The following is a 21484-nucleotide window of genomic DNA, read 5'->3' as shown; positions in this document are numbered from 1 at the left end:
CACTGTATCCCCCCCTGCTAAAACTTGCTATTTCATACCACAAATCATCTTGGTGATACCTCGGAATCTTATTCAAATTTTTTGGATCCTATGGTTAATACCGCCTACTTTTCTCTTTCTGCAATTTGGCTAAACTGTCATCAACAAGTTAAGCAAGAGCCCAATGAAAATTGGATATCCGCTTTTAAGGAGATGACTCAATGATCTATTTACGCCAAGCAAATGAACGCGGACACGCAAACCACGGTTGGCTGGACAGTTGGCACACTTTCTCGTTCGCTAACTATTATGATGAGAAATTTATGGGTTTCTCAGCGTTAAGAGTCATCAATGAAGACTACATCGCTGCGGGACAAGGGTTTGGTACTCACCCTCATAAAGACATGGAAATATTGACCTACGTGCTGGATGGTGCCGTTGAGCACAAAGATAGCATGGGCAATATGGAACAGATCCCTGCGGGTGAATTCCAAATTATGAGCGCGGGAACCGGTGTTCGTCACTCTGAATACAACCCAAGCAATGAAAAAGAGCTGCGTTTATACCAAATTTGGATCATTCCAGATAAAAATGGCATCGAACCACGTTACGAGCAAAAACGCTTTGATTCGACAAGTGGTAAGCAATTGGTGTTATCGCCAGATGCACGCGATGGCTCGCTGAAAGTTCACCAAGACATGACCTTATGGCGCTGGGCATTGCCAGCTAATGAGCAAAGCACCTACGACATCGCAGAGAAACGCGTTGTTTGGATCCAAGTCGTTAAAGGCAATATTGAAGTTAACGGGCAGAAAGCGACGGCTAGCGATGGCTTAGCCATTTGGCAAGAAAATCAGTTAACCATTAAAACTGATGAAGACAGTGAAATTTTAGTTTTTGACTTGCCTGCTGCGGAATAATTTTTCAGGTAAGTAAACGCTAACACCAATGGGAAAGGCTCTACACCATGAAGTTATCTTCAATGGTTGTAGAGCCTTTTTTTATATGAGCTACCCGAAATTACAGTTTAGGACCGGCTTTAACCAGTGCTGCACCTGCAGGGGTATCCGTGTACTTATCGAAGTTCTTCACGAAGCGATCCGCTAAGTCTTTAGATTTTTCATCCCACTGAGATTTATCAGCGTAAGTATTACGTGGGTCAAGGATATTGGTATCCACACCCGGTAATGCTGTTGGGACTTCTAAATCAAATACTGGCAGCTTGATAGTATCGGCTTTTTCGATATCGCCACTTAAGATTGCATCGATGATTGCACGAGTATCTTTAATAGAGATACGTTTGCCCGTACCGTTCCAGCCTGTATTGACTAAGTATGCTTTTGCGCCAGCCGCTTCCATACGCTTCACTAACACTTCCGCGTATTGCGTTGGGTGCAGAGATAAGAACGCCGCACCGAAACATGCAGAGAATGTTGGAGTTGGTTCAGTTACGCCACGCTCTGTACCTGCTAACTTCGCTGTGAAACCAGACAGGAAGTGGTACTGAGTTTGTTCTGGCGTTAAGCGAGAAACTGGAGGTAACACACCGAATGCATCTGCCGTCAGGAAGATAACTTTTGTCGCATGGCCCGCTTTCGAAACTGGTTTTACGATATTTTCGATGTGGTAGATAGGGTAAGAAACACGGGTGTTCTCAGTTTTAGAACCGTCATTGAAATCAACTGAGCCATCAGCCAATACCATGACGTTTTCCAATAGCGCATCACGTTTGATTGCGCCATAGATGTCTGGCTCAGCTTCTTTAGACAAGTTGATAGTCTTCGCGTAGCAACCGCCTTCGAAGTTAAATACGCCGTCATCATCCCAACCGTGCTCATCATCACCAATTAACTTACGTTTTGGATCGGTAGACAGTGTGGTTTTACCCGTACCAGACAGGCCGAAGAAAATCGCAACGTCGCCTTCTTCACCGACGTTTGCTGAGCAGTGCATGGAAGCGATGCCTTTTAATGGCAGCAGGTAGTTCATCATAGAGAACATCCCTTTCTTCATTTCGCCGCCGTACCAAGAACCGCCGATTAACTGCATACGCTCAGTTAAGTTGAAAGCAACAAAGTTTTCTGAGTTCAGACCTTGTTCTTTCCAATTCGGATTAGTGCATTTTGCACCGTTCATCACGATAAAGTCTGGTTCAAAACCCACTAACTCTTCATCGGATGGACGAATGAACATGTTTTTCACGAAGTGAGCTTGCCATGCAACCTCAGTGATAAAACGGACTTTGAGACGAGTATCTGCGTTCGCACCACAGAATGCATCCACAACAAACAAACGTTTGCCTGATAACTGCTCGGTCACTAAGTGTTTCAGGCTGCTCCAAACCTCTTGGCTCATTGGTTTGTTATCGTTTTTACCTTTACCTTGGTCAGCCCACCAAACGGTATCACGGGTGACATCATCGCGAACGATATATTTATCTTTTGGGGAACGTCCTGTAAAAATACCGGTATCAACAGCAACAGCACCTAATGTAGTGACGGTACCGCGTTCATAACCTTCAAGACCTGGCTTGGTTTCTTCCTGAAATAACAGCTCATAACTTGGGTTATAAACAACTTCAGCGACGTCATGAATGCCGTACTTTTCGAGATCCTTCAGGGTAATGCTTTTAGCGCTCATTATATTGCTCCTGGTAAACATAGCTATTCTGCCGACGATCATAAATCTTTACGACTAATTAACAGCGATAGTTATCAAAGAATTGAAAATGTATAATTTTTTTTAATTCATAATGAGACTTAGAGCACGTTATAATCCTTTAAAATTATAAAAAAAGGGTGCAAAATTGCACCCTCGTCACATAATTAGGTTGCTAAATCGTATCAGTGAAGTTGCTGATTTCGCTCATTATTTAACCCGATGATATCGGATTCAATAAATACATAGTGCGAGCCACAATATTCACACTCCATATCAATTTTCCCATCTTTGTGCAAAATATCCATAACATCTTCATGGGTTAATGTCGCTAAAGACGCTTCACAACGTTCACGTGAACAAGTGCAACGGAACTCAACAGATTGTGGGTCATACAGCGTGACATCTTCTTCATGATACAGACGATGAAGTACCTCTTTCACGTCTAATTCGCTGAGCTCTTTGCCTTTGATAGTCGCGGTCAGTTGCACTAAGTGATCAAAAAACTCGTGGCTAGTCTCTCCTGCTGCCGGTAAAACTTGCAGCAACATCCCACCAGCAATCGCTTTTCCATCTTGTTCACTAACACGGATAAACAGACGGGTTGGTAACTGTTCAGATTGGCGGAAATAAGCATCAATACTCTCTTCAATGCTGTTGCCTTCAATCGCCACAATCCCTTGATAACGCTCACCTTGTTTTGGTGTAATCGTGATGACAATAAACCCGTTACCAATCATTTGCTGTAACGTACTTCCCGCAACAACAGGGCCATCAACACGTGCAACACCGCGCATTTGTTGTAAGTTATTACCGTTAATCACGGCTAGCTTAACTGGGCCATCACCTTGGATTTGAACGGTAATATCACCATCAAATTTTAAAGTAGCAGTCAGTAAGCTGGTCGCAACCAGCAGTTCGCCCAGCAGCATTTTGACGGCTTCTGGGTAATCATGATTTTCTAGAATATGATGAAAAGTCTCATCGACAGTAATCATTTCTCCACGTACCGCGTGCTGTTCAAACAGGAAACGGTGGAGTTGGTCTTGTTTAGCCATAATTTCTCTCTATTACTCAGGCAGTCTATTAAGACGATTCATGGGAATTCGTGTGTTTAAATTTTAGCAGAGTCCGACGCTCTTTTTTATCGGGACGTCTGTCAGGATGTGGCATCGTGAGTGCATTCATCTTACGTGCCATCGCCATCTTTTCGCGTTGTTCAAGGCTTTCTACGGTTTCACGGTAGAGTAGCTGGGCTTCTGGTGCGCCTTTACGTTGATTGCTGATCTCTAGTACTTCGACAATCCGCTCATCATTTCCTTGACGCACTTTTATCATCGCACCCAATTCCACAATTTTGCCCGGCTTACTTCTTTGCCCATTATAATGAACTTTTCCGCCATCAATCATCTCACGAGCAATTGAACGTGTTTTGTAAAAACGTGCAACCCATAGCCATTTATCAAGGCGAACTGGCTCAGCGGATGATGGCTTTGTTGAAGATTGATTTGTCGATAACGGCTTCATGGTGCCTCCTCACACTTAGTTTGAATGCCAAACCAAAATGAGGCTCCATGGTCAGGGAAGGATAATACTATCTAGACTCGGAAGGATTATCTGCCTCATAGCATTTATCGTAATATTCAGTGATTTTACGCAAACGCCGTTTGTTATTCAAAACTCGAATAATAATTAATGTTCCATTTATCAAGGTACAAATGATCAAGAAGAAAACCAACATTGAACGACAGACATATTCTGATAACACATCTTCATCCAAGCGCTCATGAACTACCACTTGCAATGTGCCATTGGCATCTGTCGAAATGTTCGTGATAACCCCTTCAACATCAAACGGGGTATTAATCAGAATGCTGGATAAGCGCTTTAACTCATACCATCGCTGAACTTGGTTCATTTCGCTCAGTGAACTGACTGGCATTATGTCTACCAGCGGGCGGTTTTCATCGCTGATCAACAATACCCCACCCGGTGGTGGACTATTGAGTTTACGAACTTCCTTCTCAAGTTCTTGCTTGATGAAATCATATGTGGTGTCTTCAACTAAGTTTTCCAAGGCATCAGCACTTCCTGCACGTAATAAAACATGCGCACCACTTAATTTTCCTGAGGACGCTTTATTCACTAACCCTGGCCAATCATCGACACTTCCACCCAAATTAGACAATGCGCTTTTGAGTTTAATGCAATGATCTTGTTGATCACACAATGCGTTGGTTTTTAATACGATTTCTGAAAAATCGAAAATAATATTCATCCCCGATTTCATAATTTCACGCTGTAATCTTGGGTTAATTCCTGGGGCATCTTTATCTGGATGTAATTGATTTTTTACGCTATTCAATAAATCGATGGCTCGATTCACAATCTCAGATTGTGGCTCAGTAATCAGGTTAATATTATTCCAATACACACCCGAACAATCAAAAGGCACAAACAACGCTTGGTTGGCATCATTCAAATTAGGTGGGCGATAACACATCCCCATTCCCTTCGCCGATAATGTATCTCCAACTCTAATTTTACGCGCTGTTAAATCTGAAGGGTCAACAACACTGACTTTTTTCGCCCCTTCAATCCACGCAAACCCTAATTTCACTGGCAAGCTAATCGATTGATAAGAAAACACCATCGCCAAAACGAACAATGCACTGAAAAACATCAGCACATTCTTTTTAAATCGTTTATAGGGGTAATAGCGTTCCTCTTCATGAATAGAGAGACAACGACCGTACCGTAATACCTCTCCCGTCGAATAGAGATCAATATTGGTAGGGTGGCCTAATTCATATTTTAAGTAGGGAAGCCAATAGCTAGGATAGTGTAAGTCCACGCCCCCTATCGAAATGGTGGAAGAGTACTTTTTATCTAACTCTCCGTACAGCTCCCAGCGTTTGGCTTGCCCATAAATACATTGCACATCTTGATAGGGTTTAGGAAAAAGGCGTAAACGGAATAATAAAAACATCCCGAGGATAAACACCACTGCCGCTAGTGTCAGCCCCCATCCTTGAAAAATGGGAATAGAAACAATCGTCAGATAGCCGATAAAAAAACTGAGGCTTACCACGATCGCCCCTAACCACCCAGAAGAATTATGGAGTCGATGCTCCTCTTTACTTTCTTTACGCATCTTCAACAATTGAATGGTGTTCGGTTCCCCTTCATGGATATCAGCCTCAGGTTGAGACCTAGACTCCTCTGAAGGAACTTCCCATTCATAGCTAAATTCTTTCAATGAGTGGCTATTGAGAGCAACAATTAAAGGCAAATGATCCGTTTCCACAATTTCCATGACATTTTGTCGTTGTAAAAACGGTTCTAGTTGAGAAGGCAACTGAACTTCAATCGTATCAATAAAATAGCGCCAACCTTGCCCTTGCTCTTGACGCAAATTAAATCGCGTAATGGCATTGCAGATGGTGGCAACAGTGGCATTTTTTCGTATTTGCCATGCAGTTTGGGAAGGCGAATGAAGGTTTTTAGATGCACTGTGATTAAGATACTGGGTGATAGTCTGGAAATCAGACTCAATCATTTTTTTAAACGCGGGTGTCGCTAGAGAGGGTATTTGATAGACACTAGAACGCCGTCCCCGCCGGAAAAACAGAACGGAAACCATTATAATTAGGCTAGCTATGATCAGAGCCAGTATAATGACGGTGTTTAGCATTTTTTTCTCAACAGAATTGTCTACCTAAAAAGCATAGCAACGTAATGCTTTTCACTATATAAGCCAATTCCTATTCTCTTCCAGTTTTTGTTTTATTTTACAATATGTTGTAAATAAAATGTTTTACTTATTAATCAGTGCGATTTTCATAAGTAGATTATACTAACAGCATTTTCTCCACCCTATAATCTCTATCATTTTTTTTGATATGCGTCATAGTTAAAGACAATGTATGCTTGCCCTCATGGATCCCATTCACCTGATTCGGAAATCGTTATGACAGAGTTAAAAAAACCAAAAATCCTGAATATTCAAGATGTTGCTCAATCAAAATTATTCAGTATCCAATCTGTTGACCTCGAATTTAGTAATGGTGAAAAACGTGTTTATGAAAGAATGCGCCCCGTAAAGCGTGAAGCGGTTCTTATCGTCCCCATCATTGATGATCACCTGATTCTGATCCGAGAATACGCCGTGGGTATCGAAAACTATGAGCTAGGCTTCCCTAAAGGAGCTGTAGACCCAGGAGAAGCCCCTCTTGAGGCTGCTCAGCGTGAACTCAAAGAAGAAATCGGTTATGGGGCTCGCCAAATTACCCCTTTAGCAAAACTCACCATGTCCCCATCTTACTTTTCCAGCAAGATGAACATACTTATAGCTAACGACCTATTTAGCGAAAAACTTGAGGGGGATGAGCCAGAACCACTGCAACAAGTCAAATGGCCGATTGCACGTATGATGGAACTCCTCGACCACCCAGACTTCAATGAAGCCCGCAATATTAGTGCGTTGTTTTATGTGGAACGTTACTTAAAAAATAACGCGAAATAACGCCACATCGATATTCAATTTATTCAATACCCTAAATAATTACACCCCATGCCAAACGGCGATGGGGTGCAGTTTATTTACGCTCAAAACAGCTCATTAGAATAGCTCTTGGCTGGCTCCATTTTCCGTTGAAATGGTCGTTCCAACCTCTTGTACCGCGCGCTCTTTCGGCTCAGTTCCTTCGATAAAGTACTCACTACGAGAAGGCCCGCCGGATGAGAGTTTACCTGTACGAGTATCAATAGTGACTGAAATAATCCCTTTTGGCGGTTGCATGGTTTTCACCGGAACACCGTCAAGGGCAGCTTTCATGAAGTCATCCCAAATCGGCTGAGCACTCTTCGCACCCGCTTCACCGCCGCTTATTCCAGTACGGCCTAATGTGCGCTTGTTATCATCGAAGCCAATCCATGCAGAAGCGACAATATCGGGGCCATAGCCGGAGAACCACGCATCTTTCGAGCTATTCGTGGTACCTGTTTTCCCGCCAATGTCTCGACGACCACCCAGATCACGACCCGCACGCCAACCAGTACCTGACCAACCTGGCTCGCCATAAATATTTGTTACCATCGCATCGCGAATTAAGAACGCTAGCGGTGTACTAATAACATGCGGGGCATATTGGTCTTCAGGGCTCTGCTGTTCTGCAGCCGTAGACAGTGCCATGGTTGGCTCTTGTTCCACCACATTATTATTCGACTGAGTTACTTCCTCTGTTGCATCTTCGCCTTCGGAATCACTCAACGCAATGGTACGTGCCGTATCCCCATAAATGACCGGAATATTTGTACACTCTGGGCATGCAATTTTTGGTTTCGCTTCGAAAATCACTTCATCGCTGTGATTCTCAATCTTCAAAATATAGTAAGGATCAACAAGGTATCCCCCGTTCACCATCACGGCGTAACCACGCACCATTTGCATTGGGGTAAATGATGGAGCGCCCAGCGCCAACGCTTCTGTGCGGTTAATATTCTCTTTCGGGAAACCAAAACGCGTTAAATAATCCGCGGCATAATCCACACCCATGGCGCGCATCGCACGTACCATCACCACGTTTTTCGATTCACCTAAGCCTTGGCGTAGACGAATAGGACCTGCATAGCGCGGTGGTGAGTTCTTCGGACGCCAGTCTGAACCGGCACCCGCATCCCAACGGCTAATCGGCACGTCATTGAGTAATGACGATAACGTTAAGCCTTTATCCATCGCTGCGGTATACAAGAATGGCTTAATATTTGAGCCCACTTGGCGCAATGATTGCGTCACGCGGTTAAATTCACTCATATTAAAATCAAAACCACCCACAAGGGCTATCACTGCACCATCATTCGGATTCAATGCAACAAATGCCGCGTTCACATCTGGGACTTGTGCTAACCACCAGCTATCTTTAACCTGACGAACCCAAATTTGCTCACCCGGCTGCACAACTTTGTTCACCGCAGATGGCGTGCCACCTTGCTGAGTATCAGAAATAAACTTACGCGCCCAGCGCACACCCGCCATCGTAATTTGGATGTCCGAGCCATCCGCCAGCATCACTTTCGCATCGCTGCTACTTGCCGAAAGAACAACAGCCGGAACCAATGAGCCGTAGTTCGGTAATTTTTTCAGTTTCTCCAGGATTTTCTCTTTATCCCATGCGGCTTGGCTTCCACTCCATAACACTTCCGCAGGACCGCGATAACCATGGCGAATATCGTAATCTATCAAATTATTACGTACGGCTTCGGTCGCCGCTAGCTGGTCTTTGCGCACAACCGTGGTGTACACCTTATAACCATCGGTATAAGCATCTTCACCGTATTTTTCATACATCGTTTGGCGTGCCATTTCCGCTAAATAAGGCGCGGAAAAATCCACTTTTGGTGCGTGATAAGAGGCGACAATTTTTTCGCTTTTCGCTTGCTCGTACTGGTCTTGCGTGATGTATTTTTCCTCTAACATCCGCATTAGTACAACGTTACGGCGGTTAACCGCACGGTCATAAGAGTAAAGTGGGTTGAATGTTGACGGCGCTTTCGGTAGACCAGCAATCATCGCCATTTCACTCAACGTCAACTCATTGACTGTTTTACCAAAATAAACATAAGCGGCTGCCCCCACACCATAAGCACGGTTACCTAAATAAATTTTATTCAGGTACAGCTCCATAATTTCATCTTTGGTAAATAACTGTTCGATACGAATTGCCAAAAATGCCTCTTTTGCTTTACGCATCAAGGTTTTTTCTGGGCTTAAATAAAAGTTTCTCGCCAGCTGCTGAGTAATGGTACTCGCCCCTTGCGATGCATGACCCGATGAAGCCATCACAGTCACAGCACGGAAAATACCAATTGGATCAATACCGTGGTGCTCATAGAAGCGGCTATCTTCTGTTGCAATAAAGGCATGCACTAACATCGGAGGAATGTCAGTTAATGGCAATGGAATACGGCGTTTTTCACCATATTGGGCGATCAGTTCATTGTCTGCACTGAATACCTGCATTGGTGTTTGCAGACGAATGTCTTTCATTGTTGCGACATCAGGCAGCTCACCTTCGACATATTTGTACATGCCATAAATCGAGGCGCTTCCCAAAAAAATGCAACAGAAAACCAGAATTAAAAAATATTTTACGAACTTCACCGAAGAATTCCCATATGCAACTGACAGGCGGGTTTAGATATCACTACTGCATAGTATAAAGCTTATACAGCACAATAGAAAACGTAATTTAATTGTTAATGATAAGGATATTATGTATGTATTCACCAAAATGGCACATCGGAATTGAGCTATCACAGCACCACATTCAGTTAGTTGCAGTAAAAAAACATCGCAAATTCTGGTCGTTATGTGAATGCTGGCAACAAGCACTACCTTTTGACAGTGCATTACATGCCCTTGATGAACACCGCGTAATTTTACGCAATATTCTGCGACAATGGCGTCAGAAATTACCTAAAAACTGTTCTGTTTCTATTGCGTTACCCTCATTAAGATCGCTCCAAAAACAGGTCTCACTTCCCAACCAAATGAGCCTACAGCAACCAGAACTAAGCTGGTATTTACAGGCGCAAGTTGACCAACTTTTCCCCATGCAAGCTCAAGAGCTTGCTGTAGATTATCGGATCATTGGACAACAAGTTTACTTCAATGCCGCACGCCAATCTGATATTACCTTTTGGCAAGATTTATTACTGGAGAGCGGCTACCACTTGCTAGCTGTCGATATTGCCCCCATCGCACTGCGCTATCTTGCTCGGCATGCTCAGTTACCTAATGAATGTTGGCTTGTTTATTATCGCCAAAATGAATGGTTCTGGTCAGGGCCTATCAGCCAACCTGCAAGTTATAGTCATATTCAAAACGATAACCCGACTCAAGATAATCAATCAGTGCATATTAACCAAATACAATCCTTATTAACTGACGATCCTGAAGCCTTAAAATTACCGATTTACTGTATTAGTGACCACGATATTCAAGGCGTAGAATCTCGATGGGATTTACTGCAAGCTTTTCATCAATACCCCATCAAATTACCCCGCCAGTTGGGGGATTTTGTGATTGCCGCAGGGCTGGCTCTGCGTCATGGGGATCTTTAATATGTATCAGGTTAACTTCCTACCTTGGCGAACCGATAAGCTCACTCGCCAGCGACGCTATTTTTTAATGGTGACGGGGATCAGCTGTATTTCTGTTATCGTTATCTTTGGTTATTTAATCAGTTTGCTTCTAGAGGATATATCTCAAGCCCACTTATACCTTGCAGCTCAACAGAAACATCAACAGCACATTGAACAGCTAAAAACACAATTACAAGCGCAGCAACAACAGCTAGACAAATTCACGCTTCTGCAAAATCAGCGTCAATCCTATGCGCAACATAACCATGCCTTACTCAGCCTATTAAAGTCGCTATCCAATCTCACGCCACCTAAAAGTTGGCTATCCACCTTTCAGCTGCGTGAAGGGCGTTTAGAAATTAAAGCACTCAGTTATCGCTTTCAAGACCTGAACTTACTGTTAACCCAATTTGGCCAAGCACCCCAAGTTGATAACGTGCAACTGCGTACGTTACGGCGGGTTGCTGCCATTAACCAACTGCACCTTATTGCCGATTATCGAGGTGTCGTTGATGAATAACTACTTTGCCGCTTTTTGGTACCGCCCCCTTTGGCAGCAATATTTAACGATACCGTTGATTTTGGTGGTAAGCATTGCCGCTGGCTATACCTTCATTTTGCAAGACAAGCAAAATCAATGGGTAGATTTACAACAAAACGGTTCTGTCTTGTACCGACAAAATCAAGTAAGTAGCCAGTTTTTCGCCCAAAATCCGACTCGGGTTTGGCTAGCACAGGAACTCGCTTCATTCCCTTCGAATGAAGAAATTACCTTAGATCCTCAGTTCTTTGTTCTGCACTTACAGCAGCTCATTGCAAATAACAATGTTGTCTTAAATCAGCTTCAGTCATCGGATCCGTTGAATTCTCAGTACCAACTTGAGATCCAAGGAAAATTTAAGGATCTCCTCGAATTTATGCAATCACTCACCCATACGCTACTCCAGCAACATTGGCAATTTTCTGACGTTATTTTGACGGCTAAAAATCAGCAACTAACTGCCAATTTATCGCTCTCATTTATCAAGGATGAACAACTTAATGAGCAACACTAATTTTTTCGTTCCCATATTAATGTTAATGCTATGCAGCTCTTTCTTCGGGTATGCCAAAACACCCCGAGACCCTTTTGAACCCATATCCCCAACAGAAGAAGATACCCAACTCTTAGACACCATCATTCCACCTAAAGCGCCGGAAATAATTCTCACCGAAAAAATTTTTCCATTAGTCTCTATCGATGCTCAAACCGTTCATCAACAGCTCACGGAGCCTGACATTCGTCTACTATCCGATAAAGGCATCGCCCACTTTGATGTCACCACCAACAGTGTGATCATTACGGACACCAAAGAACGCTTGGCATTAATTGAAACATGGCTTGTTCAAAAAGATATTCCTCAGCAGCAAGTGCAAATCACCGCCCACATCATCAGCAGTTCGCGCACCGCCTTGCAGGCCCTAGGTTTAGAATGGGGAATGTCTGGTGAATCAGCGACTGACGGTCATCTCAGCCGCTATAATCGATATAGCAGCCAATCCGGCCAAATGGCGTTGAATGTATTACGACTCGGAGAAGGCTTACTTGAAATGAAGCTGAACGCACTAGAAAAAGAAAATTTACTGTCGATTATTGCGAGCCCACGCTTGATGGCATCCCACAAACAGCCCGCCAGTATCCAACAAGGCAGCGAAATTCCCTATGTCACCACCTCCGATAAAAAAAGCCATGTCCAGTTTAAAGATGCGGTATTAGGTATGGAAGTCACACCAACCATTGCCCGAGATGACAGAGTGGAAATGGTATTAAAAATCAGTCATAACTCCCCAGATGCCGCTCTCACTATCAATCCCAGCCAACATCTAGCTATTAATAAACAAGAGATAGCAACCTCTGTCACCATTAAAAATAATAATACGTTAATACTTGGCGGTATTTTTCAACAGAAGCAAGAAAAAACGGATTCAGGCATCCCATTTCTCTCTCAAATTCCACTATTAGGGAGTTTATTTATCAATAAGACACAACACGTTGATAAGCGTGTTTTACTGGTATTTATTACACCAAAACTTATTAAGATTTAGCGTAAAAAATAACGCCTATACATTCAATTAGTTGAATGTTTAATTCCTCAAAGTACCGTGAAATTATTACTTTTTGTGCCATAAACATACCGGATAAATTTGACGCTGAGGTCGTTTTAGCATACAAGGTTATCCATTGAGTGTTCTAACTATCGGTAGATGAAAGAACAAACTATCAGCCGCTTATAAAATAGCTACAGAAATTTTGCTTTATAATTAACAGGTTCCATTCATTTAGTGGAATAAACAACCTGCTAATAAGCTCGCTAAACAATGCATTATGTAATGTAGACGGCTCAAATATATAGAAACCCGCAACGAAGAATATGGCACTTTGTTTTCTAAGTGCCATATTTATATAGTTGCAATTCAGGTTGATGTATTGAGATAATTTTCTTATCTGATCTCACATCATCACTTATGAGGTTTCAGTTTAGGTCCCGCCGCTAATTCGATTGGCGGGGCGGGTGATCATTAACGAATAATCGTAGTAATACCAAAAAACATGGCAGAGAAACGCAATATCTTTCTGGTTGGACCAATGGGAGCCGGAAAAAGCACTATTGGTCGTCAGTTAGCTCAACAGCTTAATATGGAGTTCTTTGACTCCGATCACGAGATTGAAAAACGCACTGGCGCAGATGTAGGTTGGGTATTCGACCTAGAAGGTGAGGAAGGCTTTCGCGATCGCGAAGAGAAAGTCATCAATGAACTCACTGAAAAGCAAGGCATTGTCTTAGCAACAGGTGGTGGCTCTGTTAAATCCAAAGAGACGCGTAACCGCTTGTCCGCTCGTGGGGTTGTCGTGTATCTCGAAACCACCATTGAGAAGCAACTATCCCGCACACAACGCGATAAAAAACGTCCTCTTTTACAAGTGGATGAGCCCGCTCGCGAAGTTTTAGAAAAGTTAGCCGATGAACGCAATCCTATGTATGAAGAGATAGCGGATATAACAATTCATACTGATGAGCAAAGCGCAAAAGTTGTTGCCAACCAAATCATTGAAATGTTAGAAAAAAACTAATTTTTATACATCAGAAGTCATGAATTCAAGGTAAAGCAAGATGGAAAAAGTCACTGTTACTCTGGATGAACGCAGTTATCCAATCAATATTGCACCTGGTTTGTACCAAGGAAAGGATGCATTTTGGCCACTAACTGCGGGTCAGCGAGCAATGATAGTGACTAACGAAACTCTCGCTCCGCTTTACCTACATAAGATCCAAACCGTTCTTGAAGCCTCAGGTGTCAAAGTCGATTCCATCGTCTTACCTGATGGCGAACAGTACAAATCTTTATTCATCATGAATGATGTTTTTACGGCATTACTCGAAAAGCACCATAACCGTGACACGACCCTCATCGCCCTTGGTGGGGGAGTAATCGGTGACTTAACTGGATTCGCGGCAGCCAGCTATCAACGCGGCGTACGCTTCATTCAAGTTCCTACTACGTTACTCTCCCAAGTGGACTCTTCGGTTGGTGGAAAAACCGCCGTTAACCACCCTTTGGGTAAGAATATGATCGGGGCATTTTATCAACCGGCATCTGTCGTGATTGACCTTGATTGCTTAAAAACCTTACCTAAGCGCGAACTCTCTTCTGGTCTGGCCGAAGTTATTAAATACGGCATCATTCTTGATGGTGAATTTTTTAGCTGGTTAGAAAAAAATATCGATGCGTTAATGGCATTAGATAACCAAGCCATGGCGTACTGCATTCGCCGTTGTTGCGAGCTGAAAGCGCAAGTGGTCGCCGCCGATGAAAAAGAAACCAGCGGGCTACGTGCACTATTAAATTTAGGGCATACCTTTGGTCATGCTATCGAAGCCGAAATGGGCTACGGCGTATGGCTCCATGGAGAAGCTGTTGCTGCTGGTATGGTTATGGCTGCAAAAACCGCTGAGCTGATTGGCCAATTTACCCCGGAACAAACAGAACGCATCATCGCCCTTTTAAAACGTGCCGAGCTACCTGTTACTGGTCCTGCAAAAATGCAACCTGATGACTATTTACCTCACATGATGCGAGATAAAAAAGTCATGGGAGGCAAATTGCATCTTATCCTTCCAACCACTATTGGTAATTCAGAAATGCGTTCCGATGTGGATGCCTCAACAGTCATTGCCGCTATTTCGGCTTGCATGCCATAAATCATTACCGAACTAAGTAAAAAGCATTAATTGGCCCCTGAATATTTTCAGGGGTTTTAAAATGTTACTGGCAGATATCAACTAAAGCCGTTAAATTATACGCACGCCTAGCACCTATAACGAGTAACGAAGTAAGGTGGTCGCAATCTCATTGAAATTGGAATGAAATTGCTAAACAATCTATTCTTTAAAAGTGAGCAGAAGCAATTGCTTAGTCGTGAACAGGTCGTAATGATAAGAGACATTTTATCTCTACACAGGCGAACTAATTTCGGGAGAGGAAAATGGACGAATTTAAACCAGACAATCAGCCTCAAGTGCAGAATGATTTAAGGCCTGATACATCAGATAGACCAACCGGACGTGCGCGTCCTGCTGCGGCAGCTAAGCCAAAAATTGCGTTATCACGTCAACACATCATGATCGGTGTCGGCGTTTTAGTGCTGTTGCTGCTGATCATTGCAATCAGTTCCGCATTAAAAGCACCAACAGAACATGAGAAATTACAAAATGATAGCGCTAATCAGCGTAATATCGATTTATCAGGTTCTTCATCACTGACCAACTCAGAGACTCAATCCACAACGCAACCTCAAACAGGTCAAGCGCAAGAGTTAAATGGTCAGCAAATTAACCCAATGCCAACTCAAGCAGACACTCAGACACAACAAAATGGTCTTGGTGAACGCATTGAAATTCCGGGTGATGTTGCCGATGCTCTCAACCAAGGTCAAAACCTGCCGTCTGAAAGCACCACGACGCCACCACAAAATGTGACACCGTTGACGCCTCCGCAAGTTAAACCTGTGGAAAAACAGCCAACAGTAAAACCAGTCACACCAGAGAAAACGCAACCAAAAGCGACTAAGCCAGTTGAACAAAAACAACCTGCTCAGCCAAAAACAACCACTAAGCCTGCAACCAGCACAAGCCAAAGTGGTAGTACCGTTGCAGCACCCTCTGGAAGCTATACATTGCAATTAAGTAGCGCAAGTCGTTCAGATACACTGGAAGCTTTCGCAAAAGAGAATAAACTTGCTAACTATCAAGTGTATAAAACCATTCGTAATGGTCAGACTTGGTATGTATTGATCCACGGAAATTACAGCTCAGTGAGCGAAGCAAAAAGTGCAATTGCGTCCTTACCAGCCGCAGTGCAAGCGAAAAAACCGTGGGTGCGTAATATGAAACAAGTTAAACAGGATCAAAAATAACAACGTTTTTCCCCGGGCGCATAATGTTGTCCTGAAAGAGCCGCCAAGTGGCGGCTCTTAAACGATTGTAATAATAAGACGGCATGAAAAAAAAACGCGCTTTTTTAAAATGGGCTGGGGGTAAATACCCGCTTGTGGACGAGATCAAAAAACATCTTCCACAAGGAGATTGCTTAATAGAACCTTTTGTTGGTGCAGGATCGGTGTTTTTAAATACCAACTACGATTCGTACGTACTTGCGGATATTAACAGCGATCTCATCAACCTCTACAACACGGTTAAATATCGCTCTGATGCTTTTATCGAAGAAGCTCAGCAACTGTTCACACCTGAATTTAATACCTCTGAACAGTATTATTTAATGCGCCAAGCATTTAACCAATCAGATGACCCTGCTAAACGTAGCATTCTCTTTTTGTATCTTAACCGCCACTGTTATAACGGGTTATGCCGCTATAACCTAAGCGGTGAATTCAATGTGCCTTTCGGACGCTATAAGAAACCCTATTTTCCGAAAGACGAATTACTGTGGTTTGCTGAAAAAGCCCAGAAAGCGACCTTTGTGACGCAGTCTTACAGCAAAACATTACTCGATGCGCAGGATGGCTCAGTCATCTACTGCGATCCACCTTATGCACCGCTGTCTGAGACCGCTAACTTTACGGCCTATCACACCAACGCCTTTAGTGCGCAAGAACAACAGAATCTGGCTTTTTTGGCACATAAGTTGTCATCTGAGCGCAAGATCCCAGTTCTTATCTCAAATCATGAGACCCCAGTGACCCGAGAGTGGTATTATCAAGCACAGTTACATATCGTAAAAGTGCGTCGCACCATTAGTAGAAATATTTTGAACCGTGCCAAAGTCAATGAGCTTTTGGCTTTATATGCGGGAGCGGGAGCATCTAAAAAACTATAGGTGCTGTCAGATAACGACGAATAATCGGAGACAATTATGAAAGATTTTCTCATTGCCCCATCTATTTTATCTGCTGACTTTGCACGTTTAGGCGAAGATACCGCCAAAGTTCTTGCTGCAGGCGCAGACATTGTCCATTTCGATGTGATGGACAACCACTATGTACCGAACCTCACGTTCGGTGCACCAATCTGTAAAGCCCTGCGCGATTACGGTATCACCGCCCCGATTGATGTTCACTTAATGGTTAAACCGGTCGATCGCATTATTCCGGATTTCGCTAAAGCGGGTGCGACTCACATTAGCTTCCACCCAGAAGCCAGCGAGCACATCGATAGAACCTTACAGCTCATCAAAGAGAATGGCTGTACTGCGGGTCTGGTATTTAACCCAGCGACCCCACTTAGCTATCTCGATTATGTGATGGATAAAGTTGATATGATCCTGCTGATGTCGGTTAACCCAGGATTCGGTGGTCAATCATTTATCCCACAAACCCTGAACAAATTGCGCCAAGTTCGTAAACTGATTGACGAAAGTGGTTATGATATTCGTTTAGAAGTCGATGGTGGCGTGAAGGTCAATAACATTGCAGAAATTGCCGCAGCAGGTGCAGACACCTTCGTTGCTGGTTCCGCGATTTTTGATCAGCCTGATTACAAAAAAGTCATCGATGAAATGCGCCAAGAATTGAAGAAGGTATCTCAATGACACATGCGGTTTTAGAGAGTATTAAAGCGATTGCGTTTGATTTAGATGGAACCCTTGTTGACAGCGCTGGCGGTTTAGCCGACGCCATAGACAAAACCCTCGAAGAGCTAAACTTACCACCAGCAGGCAAAGAGCGTGTCTCCATCTGGGTAGGCAACGGCGCAGATATGCTTGTGCAGCGAGCGCTAGAATGGGCGGGTATGACGGTCACGCCAGAGCTGAAAAAGCAAGCTCGTATCCGCTTCGATGAACATTATGCGACGACCGTTAATACCGGTAGCCAGCTGTTCCCTGAGGTCAAAGAGACCCTCGAAACGATTGCAAAACACAACTTACCAATGGCGATTGTGACCAACAAACCAACCCCATTTGTGGCGCCATTACTCGAAAAGCTGGGCATCGATAGCTACTTTTCATTAGTACTTGGTGGCGATGATGTGGTAAAAACCAAACCGCACCCAGCGCCACTCTATTTAACAATGGGCCAGTTCGGTTTACGCAAAGAAGAATTGCTTTTTGTCGGCGATTCCCGTAATGATATTATCGCAGCCCACAATGCAGGCTGCCCAAGTGTAGGGTTAACCTACGGCTACAACTATGGTGAATCAATCGCAATTACCGAGCCCGACTACGTGTTAAGCCACTTTTCTGAGCTACTCTCCGTTATTGATTTATCAAAATAAAATCCCCAATAATTCGAGTCACCAACGGTGTGGCTCGAAACTTAACAGGGTATAAAAATACTACAAGGACATACAAAGAAATGAGCACACCCACTGAGAAATCTAAACAAACCCAGAAACCTATTGTATTCAGCGGCGCACAGCCTTCCGGTGAATTAACCATCGGTAACTACATGGGTGCGTTACGTCAGTGGGTTAAGATGCAAGATGATTATGATTGCATCTACTGTATCGTTGACCAACACGCGATCACCGTTCGCCAAGACCCTGTTGAACTGCGTAAAAGAACCCTCGATACATTAGCGCTCTACTTAGCGTGCGGTATTGATCCGAAGAAAAGCACCATTTTTGTTCAGTCACATGTACCACAACATGCACAACTTAGCTGGGCGCTAAACTGCTACACCTATTTTGGCGAACTGAGCCGCATGACCCAGTTCAAAGACAAATCTGCTCGCCATTCAGAAAACATCAACGCCGGTTTGTTTGACTACCCAGTTCTGATGGCTGCCGATATTCTGGTTTACCAAACTAACCAAGTTCCTGTGGGTATTGACCAGAAACAACATCTTGAACTGAGCCGCGATATTGCTCAGCGCTTCAATGCCATTTACGGAGATATTTTCACCGTACCAGAGCCATTTATCCCAACCGATGGCGGCGCACGTGTGATGGCATTACAAGAGCCAACCAAGAAAATGTCTAAGTCTGATGACAACCGCAATAACGTGATTGCGCTGTTGGAAGATCCGAAATCCGTTGTGAAGAAAATCAAACGCGCAATGACCGACTCTGAAGAGCCACCACGTATTTGCTACGATGTTGAAAATAAAGCAGGGGTTTCTAACCTGTTAGATATCCTTGCTGGCGTGACAGGCAAAAGTGTGAAAACGCTGGAAGCGGAGTTTGAAGGCCAAATGTATGGTCATCTGAAAGGTGCGGTCGCTGAAGCTGTTTCTGACATGCTGACTAACTTACAAGCTCGTTACCATGAGTTCCGCAACAATGAAGCGCTACTGAACCAAATCATGGATGAGGGCGCGACCAAAGCAGCAGCTCGCGCACAAGAAACCTTAGATAAGGTTTACGATGCGATCGGCTTTGTAAAACGTCCACAACTGTAATCTTAAGTCGCTATTTAATAGCAAAAAGCCAATTAACTCTCACGGTTAATTGGCTTTTATTTTATTTGTAGCCCACTTACTTCGCGGTGTACAACTTACCGTCTTTAATCAGCCCCTGCTTTAATAGCTCGCCATCTTGTCCACGCTCTTCAAGAACACCTTCCGCGACTCCATTCACAAAACTCGTTTTAAGATGCAGATTATTTTTCGGTGTATCGTAGTAGGATTTATAATCGCCGTTGAGTCGGTCATTACTGTATCCCATCTCAGTATCTAAATTCCCATTAGGATGATAAGACTTAATGACGCCATCCACTTTGCAATTTTTTATAGGAATAAACATTTTTGGCTGACCATTTTTATAATAAACCGTGATGCTCTTATCTAAGCAGTTGTTTTTCACCCACGATTTAAACTGAATGGCACCATTTCCATAACGTTCGATATATTCCCCATCCGGCGCCCCTTCAGGAATGTTCAGCTCTGGCATTCTCAAGCTTTCTAGCTCTTTGAACTCTTCTAACTGGATACCATTGTTATCATACTGAGGTGCGGGTTGAGAAAGGCACCCAGACAACATGAAGGCAACAGAAAATGCCATAGCAATATTAATAGTTTTCATAACAATCCTTTTAACGGAATCATGGGTTCATTCGAAGGCATCATACCTATTTAGTATTCCTGATCGTTCATGTTTAAGATGAATAAATGAAGAGGAACGCTCCGATTTTGGCTAATCCGAAGCATACTAGAGATCGATATTTAACTCACGCCACAATGATTTCATCGTTCTATTTTCAGAACAATAAAACCTATTTTTGCCTCTACTCACCCAGCTTTGGCTCTTCTATTATTGGTTCATCGAAATGATTAGTTCATAAAACTGATCAGTTTATAAAACCAGTTTGGAGTCACACCATGAAAAAGATTATTGGTATTTATCAATCCCCACGTAGTCACTGGGTTGGTGATGGTTTCCCTGTTCGCTCCATGTTTAGTTATAGCAACCACGGGAAATACCTGAACCCATTCTTACTGTTGGACAGAGCGGGGCCACACCCATTCCCAGCATCTGAAGGGGATAATCGTGGTGTTGGCGAACATCCACATAAAGGCTTTGAAACCGTCACCATCGTGTATGACGGCGAAGTGGCTCACCACGATTCTACAGGGGAAGGCGGCGTGATCGGACCCGGAGATGTGCAGTGGATGACCGCGGCATCAGGGATACTTCATCAAGAATATCAATCTGATAACTTTATGAAAAATGGCGGTACTTTGGATATGGTGCAGTTGTGGGTCAATTTACCAGCCAAAGATAAATTGGCAGCGCCAGGGTACCAACTATTAACTCGCGATACGATCCCAACCGTTAGCTTGACGAATGAGGCGGGCACATTACGGGTCATTGCAGGGGACTATCTAGGCAATACCGGCGCCGCACGCACATTTACCGCGCTTGATGTTTGGGATCTGCGTCTGAATAAAGGTAAAGTCGTGGGATTGCCAACTAAGGCCAGTCGCAATGTTGGGCTAGTGATGTTGAAAGGCAGCCTATTTGTGGATGGTCATACCGCATTGAATGAAGGCGAGTTGATGATCCTTGATGCTACTGATAGCAATGTGCTGTTAGAAGCCACCACCGATGAGGCTTTAGTGCTGCTGCTCAGCGGTGATCCTATCGATGAGCCTGTTGTGGGATATGGCCCATTTGTGATGAATGCGAGCCAAGAAATCAACGAAGCCGTGAATGATTTTAATAGCGGTAAATTTGGTAGGATCCCGAATGCCAGCTAACTATAAAGTCCT

The 21484-nt window shown here is 43.6% G+C and carries 20 protein-coding genes; 14 read left to right on the top strand and 6 right to left on the bottom strand.

The genetic code is table 11. The features are described from left to right. The first annotated feature begins 200 nt into the window (after nt 1-200). Nucleotides 201-899 (top strand): pirin family protein, encoded by a 699-nt coding sequence (locus QS795_RS00425; protein ID WP_286271462.1) that lies wholly within the window; start codon nt 201-203, stop codon nt 897-899. A 100-nt stretch (nt 900-999) separates the two neighbouring features. On the opposite strand, the gene pckA is transcribed toward QS795_RS00425, so the two are convergent. From pckA to QS795_RS00405, 4 genes are all read right to left on the bottom strand, one after another. Next, a complete protein-coding gene (gene pckA / locus QS795_RS00420; protein ID WP_154602146.1) occupies nt 1000-2619 on the bottom strand; it encodes a phosphoenolpyruvate carboxykinase (ATP) in 1620 nt (539 codons plus the stop codon). 203 nt (nt 2620-2822) lie between these two features. Beyond that, nucleotides 2823-3695: an Hsp33 family molecular chaperone HslO gene (gene hslO, locus QS795_RS00415; RefSeq protein WP_154602145.1), complete on the bottom strand. Its 873-nt coding sequence runs from the start codon at nt 3693-3695 to the stop codon at nt 2823-2825. Between the two features lie 28 nt (nt 3696-3723). Next, the gene (gene hslR, locus QS795_RS00410; RefSeq protein ID WP_154637861.1) at nt 3724-4164 is read right to left on the bottom strand and encodes a ribosome-associated heat shock protein Hsp15; all 441 of its coding nucleotides are present in this window, start codon (nt 4162-4164) and stop codon (nt 3724-3726) included. 67 nt (nt 4165-4231) lie between these two features. After that, nucleotides 4232-6331: an IgaA/UmoB family intracellular growth attenuator gene (locus QS795_RS00405; protein ID WP_154602143.1), complete on the bottom strand. Its 2100-nt coding sequence runs from the start codon at nt 6329-6331 to the stop codon at nt 4232-4234. A gap of 276 nt (nt 6332-6607) precedes the next feature. Here QS795_RS00405 and nudE point away from each other — a divergent pair, with 276 nt between their 5' ends. Next, nucleotides 6608-7162, top strand: coding sequence for an ADP compounds hydrolase NudE (nudE, locus tag QS795_RS00400; RefSeq protein WP_286271454.1), 555 nt, complete (start codon nt 6608-6610; stop codon nt 7160-7162). A 96-nt stretch (nt 7163-7258) separates the two neighbouring features. Here the strand turns inward: nudE and mrcA are convergent, their stop codons facing one another. Further along, on the bottom strand, nt 7259-9799 hold the full coding sequence (gene mrcA / locus QS795_RS00395) for a peptidoglycan glycosyltransferase/peptidoglycan DD-transpeptidase MrcA (protein WP_286271453.1): 2541 nt from the start codon (nt 9797-9799) through the stop codon (nt 7259-7261). Nucleotides 9800-9915: 116 nt separating this feature from the next. Between mrcA and pilM the strand changes: the two genes are divergently transcribed. The 11 genes from pilM to trpS all read left to right on the top strand — a co-directional run bounded on the left by pilM (nt 9916) and on the right by trpS (nt 19675). Further along, on the top strand, nt 9916-10761 hold the full coding sequence (gene pilM, locus QS795_RS00390) for a pilus assembly protein PilM (protein ID WP_154637863.1): 846 nt from the start codon (nt 9916-9918) through the stop codon (nt 10759-10761). Between the two features lies 1 nt (nt 10762). Continuing rightward, nucleotides 10763-11302, top strand: a complete 540-nt coding sequence (locus QS795_RS00385) for a PilN domain-containing protein (RefSeq protein WP_154637864.1) — start codon at nt 10763-10765, stop codon at nt 11300-11302. Further along, complete coding sequence (locus QS795_RS00380; RefSeq protein ID WP_286271446.1) at nt 11295-11837, top strand: hypothetical protein; 543 nt, start codon at nt 11295-11297, stop codon at nt 11835-11837. Before QS795_RS00385 ends, QS795_RS00380 begins: the two co-directional genes overlap by 8 nt. Beyond that, nucleotides 11824-12867 (top strand): transporter, encoded by a 1044-nt coding sequence (locus tag QS795_RS00375; RefSeq protein WP_286271444.1) that lies wholly within the window; start codon nt 11824-11826, stop codon nt 12865-12867. Before QS795_RS00380 ends, QS795_RS00375 begins: the two co-directional genes overlap by 14 nt. Nucleotides 12868-13372: 505 nt before the next feature. Then, nucleotides 13373-13894 carry a shikimate kinase AroK gene (gene aroK / locus QS795_RS00370; protein WP_036950109.1) on the top strand — a complete coding sequence of 174 codons (522 nt, stop codon included), beginning with the start codon at nt 13373-13375 and terminating at the stop codon, nt 13892-13894. A gap of 40 nt (nt 13895-13934) precedes the next feature. Further along, nucleotides 13935-15023: a 3-dehydroquinate synthase gene (aroB, locus tag QS795_RS00365; protein WP_154637866.1), complete on the top strand. Its 1089-nt coding sequence runs from the start codon at nt 13935-13937 to the stop codon at nt 15021-15023. Between the two features lie 284 nt (nt 15024-15307). Next, a complete protein-coding gene (locus QS795_RS00360) occupies nt 15308-16237 on the top strand; it encodes an SPOR domain-containing protein (RefSeq protein WP_154602135.1) in 930 nt (309 codons plus the stop codon). Between the two features lie 83 nt (nt 16238-16320). Further along, nucleotides 16321-17157 carry an adenine-specific DNA-methyltransferase gene (dam, locus tag QS795_RS00355; protein WP_154602134.1) on the top strand — a complete coding sequence of 279 codons (837 nt, stop codon included), beginning with the start codon at nt 16321-16323 and terminating at the stop codon, nt 17155-17157. Between the two features lie 36 nt (nt 17158-17193). Next, entirely contained in the window at nt 17194-17868 is a 675-nt protein-coding gene (gene rpe / locus QS795_RS00350) for a ribulose-phosphate 3-epimerase (protein ID WP_154637868.1), read from the top strand. Beyond that, the gene (locus QS795_RS00345; protein WP_154602132.1) at nt 17865-18551 is read left to right on the top strand and encodes a phosphoglycolate phosphatase; all 687 of its coding nucleotides are present in this window, start codon (nt 17865-17867) and stop codon (nt 18549-18551) included. Before rpe ends, QS795_RS00345 begins: the two co-directional genes overlap by 4 nt. A gap of 80 nt (nt 18552-18631) precedes the next feature. Further along, a complete protein-coding gene (trpS, locus tag QS795_RS00340; RefSeq protein ID WP_154602131.1) occupies nt 18632-19675 on the top strand; it encodes a tryptophan--tRNA ligase in 1044 nt (347 codons plus the stop codon). A 76-nt stretch (nt 19676-19751) separates the two neighbouring features. Here the strand turns inward: trpS and QS795_RS00335 are convergent, their stop codons facing one another. Then, entirely contained in the window at nt 19752-20297 is a 546-nt protein-coding gene (locus QS795_RS00335) for a toxin-antitoxin system YwqK family antitoxin (protein ID WP_154602130.1), read from the bottom strand. 296 nt (nt 20298-20593) lie between these two features. Here QS795_RS00335 and QS795_RS00330 point away from each other — a divergent pair, with 296 nt between their 5' ends. Beyond that, nucleotides 20594-21472 (top strand): pirin family protein, encoded by an 879-nt coding sequence (locus QS795_RS00330; RefSeq protein ID WP_286271433.1) that lies wholly within the window; start codon nt 20594-20596, stop codon nt 21470-21472. Nucleotides 21473-21484 lie beyond the last annotated feature (12 nt).

Source organism: Providencia zhijiangensis (assembly GCF_030315915.2).
Lineage (GTDB): Bacteria > Pseudomonadota > Gammaproteobacteria > Enterobacterales > Enterobacteriaceae > Providencia > Providencia zhijiangensis.
This window is presented reverse-complemented; position numbering and strand designations above follow the sequence as displayed.